Raw genomic sequence first — 21,218 nt, 5'->3', positions numbered from 1 at the left:
CAGTGGATAGTTAAGGTACAAATCGGCTTTAGCCGATTTGAAATATAATATTTTACGAACAAAGTGAGTAAAATTACCTTTAACTGTCAATTGTCAATTATACACTGTCAATTGTCAATTATACACTGTCAATTGTTAGTTATTGGGGGATTCGTAATCCCCCAATTGTTTTAAAATTCCATTGTCTTAGCAACTACTTCATTTATTTCATTCAACTTTTCTTTTAATTCCATACTTTTTTCATCGCTATCCCTAACCATTTCTAGAATTATTAGACCCTTTTCGGTACATATCTCTTTAAACTCTGCCTGTTGGTGAAGTCCTAATCTTGTTTTAATGAAGCAGCCGTATTCTGTAAGTAAGTTTTGAACTTTTTCCACATCTTCAAATCTATTACCCACTTGAATTCCCATTATTATTTTTTTCATAATAAAAAACCTCCCGAAAATTATGTAGTAATACTTAATTTAAATTATACCCTATAGACTAATGGATATAACATATTTTCTAATTATTATAAAAAAAGCAAGGGAAATGTACGATAATATATATACTTAGGAATATTAGCCCATTAGACAAACTACATATTTATTATATAATTACATTGGGAGGTGGGGGACTTGTTTTCAAAGGACCTGGACTTAGACTATAGAACTATAATGAGAAATAACATACCTTTATTGGTTAAAGATAATACTTGGAAAGAACTTTTCAGCGATATAAACGATAGACAGATAAATAAATTAAAAAGTGAATTGGAAGACTTATTAGAGGATCAAAAAGGAATTGAAAGAAAGCTAAAGAAATTGAAAAAAGAGAAGAAAAGAACCATGGCTAAAATAATAAATCTTTCTGATGAAATTAATAATAATAATATGAACGATGAAAAAGCAATGGAACTATTATCTAGATATCAAGAGGATATATATGATATTAATAATAGACTTGAGGACATAACATTTAGATATGAAATGATACCTAAACAGATAAGGGAAGCTAACTTTAATTTATTAAAAGAGACAATAAAGTATGGATATAAAGAATTAAAATTATGGGATAAAGAATTAAATAATGTGAATAATGAAATAGATGAGTTTAGAATAAAGTTAAGGGAGCTAATAGATAAGAAGAATGATTATGAAGAAAAGAGAAATTTAACATATAATTTTTTACATGGTATTTTAGGTAATAAAGAAATAGAAAAACTGGATAGGGAAATGTTATAAAGAATGCATATATGCATTCTTTTATTATTAAATATGAAAAAAATAATTAAAATGATATAATACGGTTATAAATATTAAATAGAAGGGAGAAATTTATGGGACTTAGCATAGTTATGATAGCACTTTTAATATTAAGTGGAGCAGAGATATTCTTTCAAGTTATATCAAAGTTTATAACGTTCATAATGGGGATATTTAATAAAGGGTTTCAAATTGGGGAAAAGGGCAGACCTTTTATAAAACTTCCTTCAGCTATTTTATTTTTAATAGCATCTATATATTTTATAATGAATTTAGCCTTTAAAGTTGCAACTCTACTTGGGTTTTCCCTAGATGAGAGTATGACAGATATATTTAAATAATTATTATATGGGGTGTTAGTAGTGGTTTTAGGTAATGGAATAGATATAATAGAAATAAAAAGGATTGAAAAAGCCGTTAATAATAGACTCCTAGAAAGAATTTGTACAGAAAAAGAACGGCAATATATAGAAAAACGTAAGGGGAATATTAAAAGTATAGCGGGAATATTTGCTGCCAAGGAGGCTGTAAGTAAGGCTTTAGGAGTAGGAATTAAATATTTTTCATTTAAAGATATAGAAATAGATCATGATAATAATGGGAAACCTATAGTTAAATTAATGGAAAAAGCTAATAAAATAGCAGAAAGTAGAAATATTGATAATATACATATCTCAATAAGCCATGATAATGAAAAGGCAGTAGCATTTGCTATAGCTGAGGGAAATGAAAAGTTAAATGTTTTAAAGGATACTATGGAAATGAAAAATATTTTACCCAAAAGAAAAAAAGTAAGCCATAAAGGGACCTATGGCAAAGTTGGTATAATAGCAGGAAGTCTTGGGATGACAGGGGCATCGTATTTAACCACCACATCTTGTTTAAGAAGTGGTAGTGGACTTGTATATACTTTAACACCTAAAAGTCTAACAAATATTATGGAAGTAAAAACGACAGAGGCAATAATAAAACCAGTGGAGGATAATAATAAGGGTCACTTCATTCCAGATTCAATAAAGGAAATAAAGAAAGCAATAGATAATGTTGATGTTTTGGCAATAGGTCCAGGAATGGGAGTGGACAATGGAAGGATAAAATTACTAAAAGAGATATTACGATATACAAATTTGCCAATTGTATTAGATGGTGATGGATTAAACTGTGTGTCCCAATGTAGAGACATCTTAATTAAGTATAATGGCGATATAGTCATAACACCCCATCCAGGAGAATTGTCTAGATTACTTAATATAGGTATAGATGAAATACAAAGTAATAGGATAGAAAGTGCTAAGAAAGCTTCAAAAATATTTGGAGTTATAACTGTGTTAAAGGGAGCAAATACTATAGTATGTAACAAAAAAGGCGAAATATACATAAACAATACAGGTAATCCAGGCATGGCCACCGCTGGAAGCGGAGATGTATTAACTGGAATAATAACAAGTCTTATAGGTCAGGGATTAGATTTAATGGATTCGGCTAAATTAGGGGTATATTTACATGGTTTATCGGGAGATTTGGCATCCCATGATAAAGGCGAATATGGACTAATATCTTCTGATATTATTGAAAGAATACCCTATGCAATTAAAACTATTTTATAATTAGGAGGTTTCATATTGAAAGCTAAAGATATTATGACAAAGGAAGTTATTACTATTAAAGAAAATGATACGGTAGAAGAAGTTATTAAAATTATAACCGATAATGGTATAAGTGGTGTACCAGTAATTAATAATAACAATGAAGTTGTAGGAATAGTTTCAGAATCAGATTTAATATATAGGGATAAAGAATTAGGTATGCCAGCTTTTGTATCCTTATTAGGGGGATATATTTTTTTAGAAAGTATAAAAAAGTATGAAAATAAATTGAAAAAGAAAGTTGCTTATAAGGTAAAGGACTTAATGACTACCAATGTGATAACCTGCCATGAAGAAGATGATGTAAAGGAAGTAGCTAACACCATGATTAATAAAAAAGTAAATAGAGTTCCCATAGTAAATGATAATAACAAATTAGCTGGAATCATATCTAGATTGGACATAGTTAAAACTTTATAAAATTAATATAATAAAATTGTTGACAAATACTAAAGTTATAAATATCATAAAATTTGGACAAATAACTTTTAAACTTTGGGGGAATAAATTATGGGAAAACTAGATAAGGTAAGACCGGTTTGGGCAGAAATTAATTTAGATAATTTAGCCCATAATATTAAAGAAGTAAGAAGAGTAATTGACAAAGGTGCTATGGTTACTGCCGTTGTAAAGGCAGATGGATATGGACATGGTGCAACAACTATAGCAAAAACATTTCTTGAAAATGGAGGAGATAGATTAGCTGTTGCAACCCTTTCTGAAGCTATAGAATTACGGAAATCTGGGATAAAAGCTCCTATATTATTACTAGGATATAATCCTGATTCCCAGGTTAAAGAGGCCATAGAGTATGATATAACACAAACTATTTATACATATGAACAAGCTAAATCAATATCTATTGAAGGGGAAAAACAGAATAAAGCAGCTAAAATCCATATAAAAGTTGATACTGGTATGAGTAGATTAGGTTTTCTACCAGAGAAAGAATCTATAAAGGATATTGAGAGAATATTTAGTCTACCCAATTTAGAAATAGAAGGTATATTTACCCACTTTGCTGTTGCCGATGAGAAGGATAAAACAGAAACAAAGGAACAGTATAAAAAATATAGTTGGATTATTAATGAACTCGAAAAGTTAGAAATAAATATACCTATAAAACACGTGGCAAATAGTGCAACGGTAATAGATATACCAGAATATAGTTTAGATATGGTTAGGGCAGGTATAATGCTTTATGGTCTATATCCATCAGTGGAAGTTAATAAAGAAAAAGTTAAATTAAAGCCTGCAATGACACTAAAGGCTAGGATATCCAATGTAAAAACTTTGCCAAAGGGAAAGGGTATAAGTTATGGACATATTTATAAAACAAATAAAGAAACTAAAGTAGGAACTATACCAATAGGATATGCCGATGGTTTTACCCGAATGCTTACAGGAAAAGGAGAAGTAGGTATAAAAGGAAAGAGAGCAGAAGTTATAGGGCGAATATGTATGGATCAGTGTATGATAGATATTACAGATATCGATAATGTTAATATTGGTGATGAAGTGATATTATTTGGAGATGGAACTAATAATAGTCCCCATATAGATGAGATTGCTGATAAATTAAATACTATAAACTATGAAATTGTTTGTATGGTAAATAGAAGAGTGCCTAGGGTTTACATAAAAAATCAAGAAATTGTGAAAACAAAGGATTATTTGTTAGGATAATGTCTATATTACAAAGTATAAAAGATTATTATAATTGACACCTTTATAAAAAATAATATATAATCAAGTATATACTGGAGTATATATGAATATACTATAATATGGGAAATACTTGGAAGATAACTAAAAATATATGCTATGGTTTTTGGAGGTGCTCAGATGGCCGAAACAAAAAGAATAATGATAAGTTTACCAGATAGTTTATTAGAAGAAATAGATGGAATAGTATCTATAGAAAAAAAGAATAGAAGTGAGTTTATAAGAGAGGCCATGAAGTTGTATATAAGGGAAAGAAAAAAGATGGAGATAAGAGAGGAACTAAAGACGGGATATAGAGAAATGGCACAACTTAATTTGGCATTGGCTGAAATAGGGATAGAAGAGGATTTTAGAGAGTTGTGTAATTATGAAGATAGTTTGACAGGATGTGGAACATCGTGATTGTAAAAAGAGGAGATGTATTTTATGCTGATTTAAGTCCTGTTATTGGCTCAGAACAGGGCGGTGTAAGACCGGTTTTAGTTATACAAAATGATATAGGAAATAAGTATAGTCCTACAATCATTATTGCAGCTATTACCTCACAAATAAACAAAGCAAAATTACCGACACATATTGAAATAACTGCACCGGATTTTGGATTACCAAAGGATTCAGTAGTTTTGCTAGAACAAATTAGAACCATTGATAAAAAAAGATTAAGGGAAAAGGTTGGACATTTCGATGAAGAATTAATGGAAAAAGTAAATGAGTGCTTAAAAATAAGTATAGGTCTAATAGATTTCTAATTAAGAGCGTGGAAAAAATCCAGGCTCCTTTATTTTGTCCAAAACTCTCTCCTCTCTTCCTTCTCAATTCTCCATTAAAATACTATTTACTCGGAAATAACATTTTTAAAAAGGAATATAAATAAATATGTCGAAATGTATATTATAATGGAGTTTTGTTCAGTTATAATTTAAATAGCAACTTCGAACTTGTTCGAGGGTATTATTAGGAGGATGAATACAGTGAAATATAACAAGAAGAAAAAAATAATCTATGGTTTACTTATAATACTAACTTTAACTACCATTGGGAAAGTGGTATTGGCAAGTCCAGGTAATGAAGATGACCCCCTTGTCACCCTTAGCTATGTAGAAAAAAGAATGGAACAGATAAAGTACTATTTTGATGAGAAGATTGAAAAGATATTTAGTGAAATTGATAGTAATACGGAAGAAATAGATAAACTAAAAGAAGAAAATGATATGTTAAAAAAAGCTTATAAGGGAGTAAATGACAAACCTATAGATAATACCGGTGTTAATGACGATGCTAACCTTGAAGTCGTGGAACTTAGTAAAGGACAGCAGCTTATATGCGATGGGGGAACTGAGATTATACTAAGGGGAGGTAAAGCTACTGCCATTACAAGTGATTTGGGAGGATTATCTGATGTAACGGAAGGTGTAGACATTAAGATGAACCAAAGCATCCCATTAAACCACCTATTAATAATACCTAGAAGTGACGGTAGAGGTGTTTATGTAGATAATTATGCCATATTTATGGTTAGGGGCAGTTATAAAATAAAATAGTTAATGATAACTAGTAAATATATAGTAATGATAGAAAATAAATTTTAATATAAAAAATATTCCCTAATGATATAATTTTATGTTATTATCTCATTAGGGAATATTTTTTATATGTGAATCAAATATATCGAATCTTAACATAAATTGTGGGATTACAAAATCCCTATTCTTTGCACTTTTGTCCGTTGATATGAAACTATATATGTGATTTTTCGTCTAAATATGTAGGGGTTAGGCAAGGGATAATTATTACAAATAAATAACAGTAAATACTAAAATAACATGTTTTAAAACCTAGGCTTATTTGATAAAATGTTTAGTATAGTTTAGTAAATAACAACATTTAAATTAGGGTTTTATTATATATATAACTATAATAGTTGAGGATTAAATAATACATAGGGAAGATAATGAGGTGATTATATGAAAAAGGTTATGAAAAAAATAATGACAGGAGTAGTTTCTGTATCTATTTTATTATCTAGTGGAACTATAGGATTAGCTGATGAACCTTTTATAATACATGAAAGGCTTAATAGTGAAAAGATAACAGGAGGAGTATCTTATGAAAATCTTCAAAGATTTACATCCGATGGTTGGTGGAATATAAATGTACTTAGAATTGACTTAAATGATGAGTATACGGATATAGATACTATTTTTAGTGATAAAGGGGTATCCCATAAAGAAACGATAACGAATATGGTTAAGAGTTCAAATGCAATAGCAGGAATAAACGGAGATTTTTTTTGGAAAACAAATAATAATTATCCCATAGGAACAATGATAGCTGATGGAGAGTTTATATCAACACCAGATTACGTGCCAAATGAAAAGGCTGTATTCTCTATCACTAATGAAAAGGTTCCATTTATAACCTATTGGAAAACAGATATAGCTGTTAAATCCCAGTGGGGGCACTCTATAAAAGTAGTATCAAAAAATAAAGATAATAGCTTATATGAAAGTGTATGTATGTATGATAAAAATTGGAGTGAAAAGACTATAGGGAATACAATATATCCGGATATGACAGAGGTTATAGTTAAAGATGGAGTAGTAATAGATATAAGAATGGGACAAGAACCAGTAGATATGCCAGAAGATGGCTATATTTTAGTAGGAAGAAATCAAGCCAAAAACACACTATTAAATTCATTTAGAATAGGGGATAAGGTTAGAGTTGAAAAAACAAGTGTACCGGACTTTGAAGAAATAAAGATGGCAGTAGGTGGTGGAGCTATCCTTGTTAAAAATGGGACAATACCTCACTTTAGCCACAATATTACAGGAAATCATCCAAGGACTGCTATAGGTATTACTAATGATAGAAGTGAGCTTATAATGGTAACAATAGATGGTAGGAATGCTTCCTTTAAAGGAGTTAGTCAAGAAAGATTGGCTCAAATAATGATAGAATTGGGAGCCTATGAGGCTATAAATCTGGATGGGGGAGGGTCTACTACTATGGCAATAGCTTATCAAGGGGAAGAAAATCCTGTGGTAGTAAATCATCCATCAGATGGAGGACAAAGAAGAGTAATAAACGGCTTAGGAGTATTTAATGATGCACCAAAGATGCCTCTGAAACATATTGAGATTGAGACCGATGACACAAATATATTTGTAAATACAACAAGAAGATTTAATATAAAAGGTTATGATGAAAATTATAATCCTGTAGAAGTGGATTTAGATGAAGTGAAGTTTCGGATAGAAGGAATAAAGGGGAAATTTGAAGATAATATATTAACTACTAAAGAAATAGGAACAGGAATTATCAAAGCAGAATATGAGGGGAAAACTTCTACCATTAAAGTAAAGGTTTTAGATGAATTAAAAGACGTAGTAATAGATCCTGATAATATATATATAGATACAAATAGTGAAATGTATATAAACAATATATATGGGAAAAACAATGAAGGTTATATAGCTAAAATAGAATTTGATGATATAAAATGGGAAGTAATTGGAAATGTTGGGGAAATAGAAAAAGGAACTTTCTATAGCGGAAAAGAAGAAGGATATGGAGCAATCATAGCTACATTAGGAAATGCCTTAGAAAATATAACTGTATCTGTAGGGTATAATAGAAAACTTATTGATGGATTTGAGAACATAGATAATATTCAACTGGATACGTATCCAAGAGAAAAGGTAATAGGAGATATAGAAAAATCAAAGAATGATAAAGAAGGTAAATATTCTATAGAATTAAGTTATGACTTTAGTCAGACCGATGAAAATAGAGCGGCCTATATAAAAATGAATCCCAATAATAATACTTTTAAACAAGCTCCTAGTAAACTAGGAATGTGGGTATATGGTAATGGGAGCGGTCATTGGTTAAGGGGAACATTGAAGGATAGCAATGGAAATATATACAAAGTAGATTTTGCAAATGAGATTAATTGGAATGGATGGAAATGGGTCACTGGGAAAATGCCAAGGGGGGTTAGTTATCCAGCTAGTCTTGAAAATATATATGTGGTTCAGATAGACCCATTAAAAAAGGATGTGGGGAAACTACTATTTGATGGATTAGAAGGTTTATATCCAATAAAACCGAAAGATATGGTTTTACCCGATGAAACAACGGTTAAGGATCCATTACAAAAACATTCAGAGTTGAAAGATGGTGGGTATAAAGTTGCTGTAACTAATGGTATTGATAAAGCAAATAACTTATTGAAGTATCATATAGGGGAAAGAATAAAAGATAATATAAATAATAGTGAGTTTGGAATAATTATGGGAAGTATGAACAAGGAATTTGAGAATAAAATTAATAAACCAATTTTAGAGGTCACCAATGGATATTCTACCATAACCTATAAAGATACCCTTTTTATTCAATTAGATGATAATAAAAAGGGTATAAGGGCCACAGACCCTAAGCAATGGTTAAATTTCAAAAAGAAATTAAAAGGTTCAAAGGAAAAAAATATTATAATATTATTACCTAAACCGGTTTTAGGAAATAATGGATTTATAGATAAGTTGGAAGCAGATTTATTTAATGAGGAACTTTCTAAGTATAGTAATAATGGTAGAAATGTCTTTGTAATACACGGTGGCAAGGAAATTAAGACAGATGTAAAATCAGGGATTAGATATATTCAGTTTACTGGAAATACTGATAAAAACATAGATGTATATGATCTGAAACAGTTAGTTTTTACTGTTAATAATGACGAAATAACATATGAAATTCAGTCACTATTTTAATAATAAAGGTATATAATTTTTATAAAGATTCGAGGGGAATATTCCCTCGAATTACTTATGTATAGGTAATATATAAGATTATAATACTACTATTTTGTCAAAACTTTGGTTAAATTATGGTAAGTTATACGAAATTCTGATATAATTACACTGTGTTTTTAAGAAGTTTGGGAATTATTGTATTATAAAAACTGAACTATAAGATAAAAAAACATAATATACGAAAGGGGAGAATTATATGAAAAAGAGATTATTAGCTATTGGAATAATAATAATTAGTTTATTTACTATGGTTTTTACTATATACGATAGAGCTAAGATTGAATCAAATAATAAAGGTGTAGAAATTATTTTAGATTATTATGATATAGAAAAATTAGCAAAACAATCCGATGAAGATTTAGGATGGTGGTTTAAAAGGTTAAAAAGTATGGGGGCTAATTCGGTTGCCATAGAAGAGGAATCCTTTGCTTCTTTGGAAAAGGAGAATGAAGAGATAGAAATAAAAATGGTGGAAAATATTATTAACCAGTTAGATTGGAAAGAAAACTATCCAAAGGAATTTATAGACAAAGTTGATAATGAAGAAATAGATAAATTTGATTTAGTAGCTATAACAAAGTCCCAGAGGCTACTTGATTTTATAAAAGATGGACTTACTGAAAGATACCCAACTGACTTTTATAGTATCATAGAAGGGGAAAGGTCTTTTATCATAGTTGATGGAAAAGCGGAAGAGGCTTTATTTACTACAGCACAGTCAATTAAGGATGTAAATGGAAAGATAGTTAGAGCAGAAGATAGATTAGTCACATCAGAGGTGGACAGTATTGGACTAGGGTTTGATAAAGAAAAGGTAGAGTTAATAAAATCCAGTGGATTAAAGGTAGTTCCTAGACCCAAAAATTTTTCTAGATATCCAAATAAGTTGGTAGATGCCTATATAAATGAAACTAAAAAATTTAATATTAAACCATCTACTATGATTTTTTCAGGTAAAGAAGTATTGGGCCATGGGGGTTCTCAAGGGGAATTAGTTGAATATCTAAAAGATAGTGATATAAAAGTTGGTATTGTGGAGGATGTTGTTCAAAGGCAACATATAAAGCAGGAAGGAATGGGTGAACTAATTCCTAAAATAGATTATAATAGTGTCCGTGTGTTTTCAGTATGGGACTGGGTTCAGATACGATACAAATATTATAATTATGAAGGAGCAGAAGAAATAGAAAATGCTATGTATAGGGCTATAACAGAAAGAAATATTAGGGCCGTATACTTTAGAGGCTTCAAATATGATGAATACAAATATGTAACTGATATTGAAGAGTATCAGAGAACCTTTGATAGTCTTAAAGATAGATTAGCTGAACACAATATATCTATAGGAACCTCAACAGTGATGGCTAATAATGATATTGGACCTTTAAGATTAGGATTACTAGGTATGGGGTTAGTTATATTTGGAATGATATTATTGAGGGGATTAATTAAGTTAGATGATAGAATAGAAATAGCTATAGCTATATTTAGTATAGTGTGTATATTTGGAGCGGTTTATTTTGCTCCTAGTCTAGCAGATAAGGTATTGGCATTAGGATCTGCTATAATATTTCCAGGATTAAGTTCCTTATATGTAATAAGAAAATCAAGAAAAATCAGTATTAACAAAAACAAGAAAAGGGATATGAAAAAGGTTATATTAGACTCAATGGTAACATTGGTTATTTCTGTATTTATTGCCCTTGTTGGAGGTCTATATATTGGCTCTATATTATCTGATATAAAATATTTGTTAGAAATTGACATTTATAGAGGAGTAAAAATAAGTCAATTATTGCCTATGATTATATTTGTTTTATTATACTTCTCAGAATTTGGATATAATAGGCCATCACAAAAACTAGATAGACCGGGGATTAAGAAAAAAGAAATAGTAACATTTTTAGATACTAATATAAAGATCAAGTATGTAATCGGTGGACTAGTTTTATTGGTAGTGGGTTATATTTATATAGCAAGAACAGGTCATGAAACTGAGATACAACCAACTAACCTTGAAATGATTTTTAGAAACTTTTTAGAAAACGAATTATTGGCAAGGCCTAGAAATAAAGAGTTTTTAATAGCATTTCCATCAATAATAGCATGTATATATATGGCATATAAAAAGTATGATAAATTCATATTACCATTTGCTTTTGCTGGAAGTATAGGATTTACTTCAGTACTTAATACCTTTAGTCATTTAAGAAGCCCCTTATATTTGTCATCAGTTAGAACTATCTATGGAATAATATTAGGAGGAATATTGGGCATAATTGCTATTATAGCCTTAGAAATCTTAATCAGGATTATTAACAATGTGAGAGGGGCAAAAGTGAATGAATAAGGTATTTATATGTGGGTACTATGGTTTTGATAATGTAGGGGATGAAGCAATATTAGCATCTATAATAGATAATATAAAAAGGTTTAAATCAAACACAGATATTTCAGTATTAACATATAACTCTCAGTTTACTAGAGAAAATTATAATGTTAAGGCCATAAGTAGGTCGAGGATATTTAGTATTATAAAAACTATGAAAGATTGTGATTTATTAATATTTGGAGGTGGCTCCCTTTTACAGGATGTTACCAGTAGCAAGTCATTGATTTTCTACTTAGGCCTAATTTTTCTAGCCAAACTGTTTGGTAAGAAAATTATGTTTTATTGTAGTGGATACGGACCTGTGAATAGACGGTTTAATAAATTATTAATAAAATTATTGGTTAGTAAAGTGGACCTAATACATCTAAGGGATCAAGAGGCAAAAAAGGAACTTAAACGATTAAATATAACAGAAAATGTTTTAGTTACTGGGGATGCAACATTCACTATGAAACCAACTAATGAAAAACGAATAGATGAGATAATTTCTAATGAAGGATTAAATACAGATAAAAAAATCATAGGATTTTCCGTAAGAAATTGGAAAAATGATGATAGAACTAAAAGAGAGATATCAAAAGTAATAGATCATTTTGAAAAGGAAAATATAAAGACTGTTTTGATTCCAATGAAATATCCCGATGATGTGAAAATTTCATTGGAAATCAAAAAGTTATGTGAATTCCAGCCAGAAGTTATAGAGAAACATTATACACCTAAGGAGGTATTAGGTTTAATAAGTAGACTTGACTTATTAGTCGGAGTTAGATTACATGCTTTAATCTTTGCAGCTATTTCTAACGTTCCAATGGTGGGAATAGAATATGATCCAAAGGTTAAGGGGTTTTTAGACTCTATTGAGGGAGTTAATAATGGACCTATTGAAGAGATTGATTCTACAAATTTGTGTTTGCATATAAGCGATGTGCTAAATAATAGGGAAAAGTATAAAGAGAAGTTAACAGAAAAAAAGAAGGAATTAGAAGAGAAAGTTCTGTTAACTTCTAAAAAGGCAATAGAACTACTGGAAAAATAGAATATTTAAGGGGGTAAGATTATGGAAGAAAATATAAAGATTTTTGGTGTAAAAATAAATAAAACTACTCTAGACGGAGCCATTAATAAAGTGAAAGAATTTCTAAAATCAAATGATAATAATCCAAAAGCTATATATACCCCTAATACTGAAATAGTTATGGCAGCTAAAGATGATAATTTTCTTAGGAAGATAATAAATGATGGGGATTTAGTTATTGCCGATGGAATAGGGCTTATATATGCATCTAAAATAAAAAAGAGACCATTACCAGAAAGGGTAACAGGCTTTGATTTATCTATAGAGATGCTTAAATTGGCTAATAAGGAAAAATATAATGTTTTTCTTTTAGGAGGGAAAGAAGGGGTAGCTAAACAGGCAAAAGAAAATATAATTAAAGAATATCCTAATGTAAATATAGTAGGTTTCCATAATGGATATTTCAAAGGGACCCATATAAGTCAACCGGGGCACAATGAAGAAAAGAAAGTTATTGAGGAAATAAATAAATCAGGAGCCCATATGTTATTTGTAGGTCTTGGGGCACCAAAACAAGAAAAGTGGATACATGAAAATAAGGATAAATTAAATTGTAAAGTTATAATAGGTAATGGAGGAACAATGGATATCTTGGCAGGAATGGTAAAAAGGGCACCTGATATATATCAAAAACTTGGTTTGGAATGGTTTTATAGGTTAATAAAAGATCCTAAGAGGATTAAAAGGCAAATGGTGTTGCCTTTATTTATGTTTAAAATACTATTTTCATCACAGGATGTTATTGAATAAACACTATATTGACAACAAAAGAGGAGGAATACAGATGGAAAAGGTTAATAAAAGGTGGTATAGATATCTTATAGACTATGTAGGTATAACAATAGGTACTGTTGTTATGGCTATTTCAATAAATATGTTCCTTGACCCAAACACTATTGCTCCAGGAGGAGTAACCGGTCTTGGAATAGTTATAAAAAAGTTAACTGGTGGTCTTATATCTGTTGATGTAACCAATCTAGTAGTAAATATACCCCTATTTATAGGTGGTGTTATAGTTTTAGGGAAATCATTTGGAGCTAAAACATTGTATGCTACCCTTGCTTTATCTCTTTTTATTCGGGTTATACCAGCAAAGGCAGCAACAACAGAGTTACTTTTGGCGGCAATCTTTGGTGGTGTATTAATAGGACTAGGTTTAGGAATAGTATTTAAATTTGGAGGAACAACAGGGGGAACTGATTTAGCTGGAGCTATACTGAATAAATATTTTCCTGGATTAACCGTTGCAACCTATATGATGATAATTGACTTTTGTGTAGTAGTAACTTCTGGTATAGTCGATAGAAAAATAGAAACAGGATTATATTCAGTAATAGCGCTATATATATTAGTTAAGGTTATAGATCTTATACTTGAAGGGTTTGGATATGCTAAAGCTTTCTTTATAATTTCAAATGACCCACAAAATATGGGAAAAGCTATATTAGAAGAAATAGATAGAGGAGTTACCGTACTAAAGGGAGAAGGTATGTATACCGGCGAGGAAAGGGATGTTTTATTATGTATAGTAAATAGGTCCCAGTTAACTAAACTTAAAAAATTAGTCCATACAATAGACCCAAGGGCCTTTGTTATGGTTACTGATACCCATGAAGTTTTGGGAGAAGGATTTAAGAAAATTACAACAGAATAGGAGGAAGATTATGAAAAACTATAATGAGTTAAAAGAAACATCAAAGGTTATAAGACAAGATATTATTAAAATGCTACATGAATCAGGTTCAGGTCATCCCGGGGGCTCTCTTTCATCTACTGAGATAGTAACTGCACTATTTTTTAAAGAGATGAATATAGATCCTAAAGATCCAAATTGGGAAGAGAGGGATAGATTTGTCTTATCAAAGGGTCATGCTGCTCCTGTATTATATGCTGCATTGGCTGAAAAAGGATTTTTCCCTAAAGAAGAGCTGATGAAATTAAGAAAGACTGGGTCAATGTTACAGGGACATCCCGATAAAAAGGGTACACCTGGGGTTGATATGTCAACAGGTTCTTTGGGACAAGGTCTTTCGATATCAAATGGAATGGCATTATCTGCCAAACTAGACAATAAGGATTATAGAGTTTATACGATATTAGGTGATGGTGAAATACAAGAAGGTATGGTGTGGGAAGCTGCAATGTTTTCAGCTCATTATAAACTTGATAATTTAATAGCATTTTTAGACCATAATGGATTACAAATTGATGGGAAAAATGAAGAGGTTATAAATGTAGAGCCTGTAGACAAAAAGTTTGAAGCCTTTGGATGGAATGTTATAAAAATAGATGGACATAATTTTGAAGAAATCTTTAATGCAATAGATGGTGGAAAAGAAACTAAGGGTAAGCCAACAATAATAATAGCTAATACTATAAAAGGTAAAGGGGTCTCATTTATGGAAGATGAAGCTGGTTGGCATGGTAAGGCACCAAACGATGAAGAATTTAAAATAGCCCTTTCAGAACTTGGAGGTGACAAATAATGACTAAAAAAGTAGCAACAAGGGAAGCATATGGACAAGCATTGTTGGAATTAGGTGAAAAAAATAAAAATGTAGTAGTTTTGGATGCTGATTTATCTAAATCAACTAAAACTGCGGGATTTGGTAAAGAATATCCGGAGAGATTTTTTAATGTGGGAATAGCGGAACAAAACCTTATAGGAACTGCTGTTGGATTAGCTACTACTGGTAAGATACCATTTGCAAGTACATTTGCAATGTTCGCAACAGGTAGAGCCTTTGAAATAATTAGAAATTCGGTTGCTTATCCTAAAGTAAATGTAAAGATAGCAGCTACCCATGCGGGATTAACAGTAGGTGAAGATGGGGCATCTCATCAGGCTTTAGAGGATATAAGTATAATGAGATCAATACCTAATATGGTTGTAATAAATCCAGCTGATGCTATTGAAGCTAAAGCTGCTATAATAAAAATGGCAGAATATGAAGGTCCTGCATATATAAGACTTGGTAGGAGTAAGGTGCCGGTTATATATGATGAAAGCAATTATAAGTTTGAACTTGGAAAGGGGAAAACTTTAAAAGAAGGTAACGATGTAGCAATAATAGCATCAGGTATAACAGTTAGTATGGCTATAGAAGCTAGTGAAATATTAAAAGAACAAGGAATAGATGCAAGAGTTATAGATATACATACTATAAAACCAATAGATAAAGAAATTATTATAAAAGCAGCAAAAGAAACAGGGGCTATAGTGACTGCTGAGGAACATAATATAATAGGTGGATTAGGCAGTGCAGTAGCAGAGGTAATAGTAGAAAACTCTCCAGTACCAATGGCAAGGGTAGGAGTAAATGATACATTTGGAGAGTCGGGTAATGGAGAAGAATTACTTAAAAAGTATCAAATAACAGCTGATGCTATTGTAGAGAAAGCTAAAAAGATAAATAATAAATAATAGAGAATAAAGAATAGATAAGGTAGGGACTGGATTTATCCAGTCCCTGTCCTTTTTTTACCCTGCACCTTGTACTATGAACTTTGCACTATTTTGTTGTGGGGGATTCGTAATCCCCCAACGGTTTTTTTATTTTTCACTCATATTACAACAATCCAAAGAATATTATAGTAAAAAGAATGATGTTTTAACAAAAACAAGGAGGGGATTGGGTGAAAAGACCTTGGATACTTGCTATAATAGTAATAGTAGTTCTTTGTATTATATTTATTCCAAAACTAATTTCTAATGAAGGTGATGCGCAAGTGAAGTTTAGTGCCGTAGATAAAAATGATATTCCAAAAAAACTTAAAGAAGCACTTCCTAACTATTTACAGCAAGAACGGGCATTGGCATGTAGGATGAATGAGGATATTTATGTAGTAGTTACAAGGGGAGAAAAAAACACCGGTGGATATTCTGTAACAATAGATAAGATTGAAAAAGTCAGTAAAGATGATGACTTTGGTTTAATAGTTTATGCTAAATACAAAGACCCTAAGCCCGATGAAGTTGTACCTCAAGTGATTACATATCCATATACAGTTGTAAAGACAAATCTTAAAGAACTGCCTAAGAATATAAAGTTAGAAGTAGAATATAATCAACCCAAATAACCAGCTTTAGCTGGTTATTTTGGTTTTTTGACCAATTATTACATAGAGGGAAAAACTTATATATAACGAATTTGTAATATATGTAGAAATATATTTAGTAATAAAATTGGAGGGATAAACTTGAAGAAAATGATAAAAAAAGTATTAACTGGAGCATTAGCAATTACTATTATTGGGACATCTGCCACAGGTTTCGCAATAACACATAGTGTTCAATCGGGGGAGACCTATTGGAAAATTAGTCAAAAGTATAATGTTGATATTAATGATTTATTGGGTATAAATAATGCAGATGAATATACAGTACTTAATATTGGAGATGAAATTAAAATCCCTGACTATCAAAGCTATAGTGTACAGTCTGGGGACACCCTCTGGATAATAAGCAATAAATTCAATGTTTCATTAAATGAGTTAATGACAATGAATAACTTAGATGAAAATTCAGAGATTCGCATTGGACAACCTTTAAAGATACCAATTGCTATAGAAAATAATGAAAGTTTAGATGAGGGTAAATACTATATAGTTGAAAAAAATGATACCCCTTGGATTATAAGTGAAAAACTCAATGTATCCTTTTCTAGTTTATTAGAAACAAATAATCTTAGTGAAGACTCTACAATATATATTGGTCAGAAGCTAATTATTCCTAACAGTATAGATGATACTAAAGACTCTATTACAATAGATGATATAAAGCAGCCTAATGTGACAGTTACATATGATATTCACACTGTAAAATCTGGGGATACTTTCTGGAAGATAGCAAATCAGTATGGGGTAACGGTAAGTAAAATATTAGAAGTCAATAATGCAAATGAAAAAACTTCATTAGATATAGGGGATGAAGTTAAGGTACCGGTATATAATATACCTATTATGGATACATTGGGACAAAAATATGGTGAGTATCTTGATTGGTGGAAAGGGTCTCAATACCTAATTCCAATTGGTACTGAAATGGAAGTTACAGATTTTTATACGGGGAAGTCTTTTATGTTAAAAAGAACAACCGGAGCTAACCATGCAGATGTTGAAACATTAACATATAATGATACGGAAGTAATGAAAAGTATCTGGGGTGGAAATTTAGATTGGGAGAAAAGACCTGTAATTATAGAGTTAGATGGAAGAAGAATTGCTGCAAGTTTAGCCGGGAAACCCCATGCGGGAAATGATAAAGCCTTAGCAGGTGAGTACACTTCATGGAGAAGTGGTGACTATGGAAGTGGTATTAATTTTGATTATATAAAAGATAATGGAGCTGATGGTCACTTTGATCTTCATTTTTATAATAGTACAAGGCACAAGGATGGTCAAGTAGATGATATACATCAGAGGAATGTTAAAATAGCAGCTGGAATTATTAAATAATGAAGTAATATCAACAAATGTGGGGATTATCAAAAGTATTAACATTCACATAGTGAAAGCTATATATTTTTCTATGTAGGGACTGAATATATTCAGTCCCCTTTAATGCATACAATATATAACAATAATAAAATTATTTTAAAGTATAATAGGTCTTCTAGAAAAAGACCTAAGGGCTTCAATATATTGAAGTCCTACATAAATTTATTGGCTCACCAAATCTCTGTTCTCTGCACTTTGCACCCTGTACAGAACAAAGAAGCGACAAAGTTTCCTTTATTCATATTATCTTTGGAGAATTATAATTTCCTAGGAATTTACGCATAATAGTAGGAAATTTTTTAGTTTTATAGAATATAACAATAATAAGTAAAGTTTTTGTAGCAGATGTAGACAACTTGGAGGTGTTAAAATGTTAAAGGACAGAATAGTGCCTGTAGAAAAGTTAAAAAACCGATATAATCCTTCAGATTTTAACTTTAATACTACTAAAGACATTAACTCTTATAAGGAAGTAATAGGGCAGAATAGGGCGATGAAGGCATTAAAGTTTGGACTTTCAATAAAAAGAAAGGGCTATAATATATATGTATCGGGATTAACAGGAACAGGTAGGAATAGTTATTCCTATTCCATTGCAAAGGAGTTTGCAAATAAGGAAGAAAGGCCAAAGGATTGGTGTTATGTATATAATTTTGATAAAAAAGAGAATCCAAAGGCAATACAACTAGAAGCAGGTAAAGGATTTAAATTCACAAAAGAGATAGAAAGTATTATTTCAAAACTAAAGGGTGATATTCCTAAACTTTTTGAGTCAAAGGAGTTTGAAGATAAAAAGAACGTTATATATAAACAATATGACAATAAGATGGAAAAAATAATAAGTGAGCTAAATGAAATATCTGTAGACCATGGTTTTATGTTTAAAAGAAGTGAAAAAGGCCTAGTGAGTATACCATTAAAAGATGGCAAACCTATGACGGAAAATCAACTGGAAAACCTTACAGAAGAGGAGATAGATGATTTAAGAAAAAGATCCGGGGAAATATCAGCAGACACTGTAGAGATAATAAATAAAATAAAAGATTTAGAAGAACAACTAAAAAATAGATTAAAACAGTTAAAAGAGAAGGTAGCTTTTAATGCAGTAGATTATTATATAGATCCATTAATAGATAAATATAAAAGAAATGTAGATATTGAAAAATATTTAAATGAATTAGAAGATGATATAATAAAAAACATTGATAAATTTTTACAACAAGAAGATGAAGAAAATATAACAGAAATAGTAAAAAAGAAAATTGAAACAAATGATTTTTTTAATAGATACAAAGTAAATCTTTTTATAGATAATAAAAATCTTCAAGGGTCACCTGTGATAAAAGATTCTAATCCTAATTACTATAATCTTCTGGGGAAAATTGAATATTTTAATGAAATGGGAATTTTAAAAACTGATCATACAAGAATAAAACCGGGGTTAATACATGAAGCAAATGGAGGATATTTAATAATTCAAGCTAAAGATATCCTAAAAAGCGGTGCTGCCTGGGAAGGACTAAAGAGAGCCCTTACATCTCAAGAGGCAAGAATAGAAAATATTAGTAAGGGTAGTGTAGTGGCTGAGAGTATAAAACCAGAATCCATACCTATAAAATTAAAAGTAATAATTGTTGGAGATTATTACACATATCAATTATTATATAGTCATGATGAAGATTTTAGAAAGTTATTTAAGATACGGGCAGATTTCGATGTGGAAATGAAAAGAAATGAGGAAAATGTAAGAAAGATAGCATCTTTTATAGCCTATCAATGTAAAGAAGAAAATTTAAAGGAGTTCGATAAAACAGCAGTAGCCAGAGTAGTAGAATATAGTTCAAGATTGGCAGAGGATCAAAAGAAACTAACTTCTAGGTTTAATGAAATAGTAGAAATTTTATATGAGGCAGATGCATGGGCAGATTATGACGGAGAAGATATAGTTACTGAAAAATATATCGATATGGCCATATACGAAAAGATAAATAGAAACAATAAATATGAGGAAAAACTACAGGAGTTATTTAAAAATGAAACACTGATTATAGACACATATGGCTCTAAAATTGGAGAAATAAATGGATTAGCAGTAATGGATGCTGGTCAATATTCCTTTGGTAAACCCAACAAAATAACTGTAACTACCTTTGTAGGGAAAGATGGTATTATTAATATTGAAAGGGAAGTTGAACAAAGTGGCAGTATCTATGATAAAGGAGTAATGATATTAAGTGGTTATCTGGGAAGTATGTATGCAAAGAAGAACCCATTATCATTAACCGCCAGTATAACCTTTGAACAATCCTATGATGGCATAGATGGGGACAGTGCTTCAAGCACGGAACTTTATGCATTGTTATCTAGTTTGTCAGAAATACCTATAAAACAAGGAATAGCAGTAACTGGTTCTGTAAGTCAAAAAGGAATGATACAACCGATAGGTGGAGTAAATGAAAAAATAGAGGGTTACTATAAAGTTTGTAAAGAAAAAGGATTAAAAGGTGGGGAAGGAGTAATAATACCCCATCAAAATATAGATAACCTGATGTTATCCGATGAAGTAATAAATGCCATTGAAGATGGAAAATTTACGATATATGCAGTAGAAACTATTGATCAAGGTATAGAAATATTGACAGGGATTCCTGCAGGGGAACTAAATGAAAAGGGAGAATATCCAATGGGATCTGTTAATTATCTTGTACAAAAGAAGCTAGATAGTTATGCTGATTTAAATAAAGACTATGAATAACAAATAGGACCAAGAAACTTGGTCCTATTTGTTATTCCAATTTTAAATTATAAATTAAAAGAAAA

At 30.6% G+C, this 21,218-nt stretch carries 19 protein-coding genes; 18 read left to right on the top strand and 1 reads right to left on the bottom strand.

Going from position 1 to position 21,218, the window contains the following annotated elements; translation table 11 throughout:
• Positions 1 to 170 precede the first annotated feature (170 nt).
• Complete coding sequence (locus V6137_RS06695; protein WP_425447123.1) at positions 171 to 428, bottom strand: CPF_0552 family protein; 258 nt, start codon at positions 426 to 428, stop codon at positions 171 to 173.
• Positions 429 to 620: 192 nt separating this feature from the next.
• Here V6137_RS06695 and V6137_RS06690 point away from each other — a divergent pair, with 192 nt between their 5' ends.
• From V6137_RS06690 to V6137_RS06605, 18 genes are all read left to right on the top strand, one after another.
• Positions 621 to 1,226 carry a hypothetical protein gene (locus V6137_RS06690; RefSeq protein WP_425447122.1) on the top strand — a complete coding sequence of 202 codons (606 nt, stop codon included), beginning with the start codon at positions 621 to 623 and terminating at the stop codon, positions 1,224 to 1,226.
• A 95-nt stretch (positions 1,227 to 1,321) separates the two neighbouring features.
• Complete coding sequence (locus tag V6137_RS06685; RefSeq protein WP_425447121.1) at positions 1,322 to 1,588, top strand: hypothetical protein; 267 nt, start codon at positions 1,322 to 1,324, stop codon at positions 1,586 to 1,588.
• A 21-nt stretch (positions 1,589 to 1,609) separates the two neighbouring features.
• On the top strand, positions 1,610 to 2,854 hold the full coding sequence (locus V6137_RS06680) for an NAD(P)H-hydrate dehydratase (protein WP_425447120.1): 1,245 nt from the start codon (positions 1,610 to 1,612) through the stop codon (positions 2,852 to 2,854).
• A gap of 15 nt (positions 2,855 to 2,869) precedes the next feature.
• The gene (locus V6137_RS06675) at positions 2,870 to 3,313 is read left to right on the top strand and encodes a CBS domain-containing protein (RefSeq protein WP_425447119.1); all 444 of its coding nucleotides are present in this window, start codon (positions 2,870 to 2,872) and stop codon (positions 3,311 to 3,313) included.
• Between the two features lie 90 nt (positions 3,314 to 3,403).
• Positions 3,404 to 4,579 carry an alanine racemase gene (gene alr / locus V6137_RS06670; protein WP_425447118.1) on the top strand — a complete coding sequence of 392 codons (1,176 nt, stop codon included), beginning with the start codon at positions 3,404 to 3,406 and terminating at the stop codon, positions 4,577 to 4,579.
• Between the two features lie 159 nt (positions 4,580 to 4,738).
• Positions 4,739 to 5,020 carry a CopG family ribbon-helix-helix protein gene (locus tag V6137_RS06665; RefSeq protein WP_425447117.1) on the top strand — a complete coding sequence of 94 codons (282 nt, stop codon included), beginning with the start codon at positions 4,739 to 4,741 and terminating at the stop codon, positions 5,018 to 5,020.
• The gene (locus V6137_RS06660) at positions 5,017 to 5,367 is read left to right on the top strand and encodes a type II toxin-antitoxin system PemK/MazF family toxin (RefSeq protein ID WP_425447116.1); all 351 of its coding nucleotides are present in this window, start codon (positions 5,017 to 5,019) and stop codon (positions 5,365 to 5,367) included. The genes V6137_RS06665 and V6137_RS06660 overlap by 4 nt, the downstream gene beginning before the upstream one ends.
• Positions 5,368 to 5,589: 222 nt before the next feature.
• A complete protein-coding gene (locus V6137_RS06655) occupies positions 5,590 to 6,159 on the top strand; it encodes a hypothetical protein (protein ID WP_425447115.1) in 570 nt (189 codons plus the stop codon).
• A gap of 423 nt (positions 6,160 to 6,582) precedes the next feature.
• Complete coding sequence (locus tag V6137_RS06650; RefSeq protein ID WP_425447114.1) at positions 6,583 to 9,390, top strand: phosphodiester glycosidase family protein; 2,808 nt, start codon at positions 6,583 to 6,585, stop codon at positions 9,388 to 9,390.
• Positions 9,391 to 9,628: 238 nt separating this feature from the next.
• Positions 9,629 to 11,782, top strand: coding sequence for a DUF5693 family protein (locus V6137_RS06645; RefSeq protein WP_425447113.1), 2,154 nt, complete (start codon positions 9,629 to 9,631; stop codon positions 11,780 to 11,782).
• On the top strand, positions 11,775 to 12,860 hold the full coding sequence (gene csaB, locus V6137_RS06640) for a polysaccharide pyruvyl transferase CsaB (RefSeq protein WP_425447112.1): 1,086 nt from the start codon (positions 11,775 to 11,777) through the stop codon (positions 12,858 to 12,860). The genes V6137_RS06645 and csaB overlap by 8 nt, the downstream gene beginning before the upstream one ends.
• Positions 12,861 to 12,881: 21 nt before the next feature.
• A complete protein-coding gene (locus V6137_RS06635; RefSeq protein ID WP_425447111.1) occupies positions 12,882 to 13,649 on the top strand; it encodes a WecB/TagA/CpsF family glycosyltransferase in 768 nt (255 codons plus the stop codon).
• 34 nt (positions 13,650 to 13,683) lie between these two features.
• Positions 13,684 to 14,553 (top strand): YitT family protein, encoded by an 870-nt coding sequence (locus V6137_RS06630; protein ID WP_425447110.1) that lies wholly within the window; start codon positions 13,684 to 13,686, stop codon positions 14,551 to 14,553.
• A gap of 10 nt (positions 14,554 to 14,563) precedes the next feature.
• Positions 14,564 to 15,385: a transketolase gene (locus V6137_RS06625; protein WP_425447109.1), complete on the top strand. Its 822-nt coding sequence runs from the start codon at positions 14,564 to 14,566 to the stop codon at positions 15,383 to 15,385.
• A complete protein-coding gene (locus tag V6137_RS06620) occupies positions 15,385 to 16,323 on the top strand; it encodes a transketolase family protein (RefSeq protein WP_425447108.1) in 939 nt (312 codons plus the stop codon). Before V6137_RS06625 ends, V6137_RS06620 begins: the two co-directional genes overlap by 1 nt.
• Positions 16,324 to 16,535: 212 nt before the next feature.
• Complete coding sequence (locus tag V6137_RS06615; RefSeq protein ID WP_425447107.1) at positions 16,536 to 16,979, top strand: protease complex subunit PrcB family protein; 444 nt, start codon at positions 16,536 to 16,538, stop codon at positions 16,977 to 16,979.
• A 129-nt stretch (positions 16,980 to 17,108) separates the two neighbouring features.
• The gene (locus tag V6137_RS06610) at positions 17,109 to 18,356 is read left to right on the top strand and encodes a LysM peptidoglycan-binding domain-containing protein (RefSeq protein WP_425447153.1); all 1,248 of its coding nucleotides are present in this window, start codon (positions 17,109 to 17,111) and stop codon (positions 18,354 to 18,356) included.
• Between the two features lie 412 nt (positions 18,357 to 18,768).
• Positions 18,769 to 21,153, top strand: a complete 2,385-nt coding sequence (locus V6137_RS06605; RefSeq protein ID WP_425447106.1) for a Lon protease family protein — start codon at positions 18,769 to 18,771, stop codon at positions 21,151 to 21,153.
• The last annotated feature ends 65 nt before the right edge of the window (positions 21,154 to 21,218 follow it).

Origin of the sequence: Dethiothermospora halolimnae (assembly GCF_037577855.1) — a bacterium.
Lineage (GTDB): Bacteria > Bacillota > Clostridia > Tissierellales > VENL01 > Dethiothermospora > Dethiothermospora halolimnae.
This window is presented reverse-complemented; position numbering and strand designations above follow the sequence as displayed.

Bases quoted from the DNA above. Each gene is read 5' to 3' on its own strand.
- V6137_RS06620 (WP_425447108.1), top strand. From the start codon at position 15,385: ATGACTAAAAAAGTAGCAACAAGGGAAGCATATGGACAAGCATTGTTG.
- V6137_RS06685 (WP_425447121.1), top strand. From the start codon at position 1,322: ATGGGACTTAGCATAGTTATGATAGCACTTTTAATATTAAGTGGAGCA.
- V6137_RS06695 (WP_425447123.1), bottom strand. From the start codon at position 428: ATGAAAAAAATAATAATGGGAATTCAAGTGGGTAATAGATTTGAAGAT.
- V6137_RS06645 (WP_425447113.1), top strand. From the start codon at position 9,629: ATGAAAAAGAGATTATTAGCTATTGGAATAATAATAATTAGTTTATTT.
- V6137_RS06625 (WP_425447109.1), top strand. From the start codon at position 14,564: ATGAAAAACTATAATGAGTTAAAAGAAACATCAAAGGTTATAAGACAA.
- alr (WP_425447118.1), top strand. From the start codon at position 3,404: ATGGGAAAACTAGATAAGGTAAGACCGGTTTGGGCAGAAATTAATTTA.
- V6137_RS06665 (WP_425447117.1), top strand. From the start codon at position 4,739: ATGGCCGAAACAAAAAGAATAATGATAAGTTTACCAGATAGTTTATTA.
- V6137_RS06605 (WP_425447106.1), top strand. From the start codon at position 18,769: ATGTTAAAGGACAGAATAGTGCCTGTAGAAAAGTTAAAAAACCGATAT.
- csaB (WP_425447112.1), top strand. From the start codon at position 11,775: ATGAATAAGGTATTTATATGTGGGTACTATGGTTTTGATAATGTAGGG.
- V6137_RS06635 (WP_425447111.1), top strand. From the start codon at position 12,882: ATGGAAGAAAATATAAAGATTTTTGGTGTAAAAATAAATAAAACTACT.
- V6137_RS06610 (WP_425447153.1), top strand. From the start codon at position 17,109: ATGATAAAAAAAGTATTAACTGGAGCATTAGCAATTACTATTATTGGG.
- V6137_RS06650 (WP_425447114.1), top strand. From the start codon at position 6,583: ATGAAAAAGGTTATGAAAAAAATAATGACAGGAGTAGTTTCTGTATCT.
- V6137_RS06630 (WP_425447110.1), top strand. From the start codon at position 13,684: ATGGAAAAGGTTAATAAAAGGTGGTATAGATATCTTATAGACTATGTA.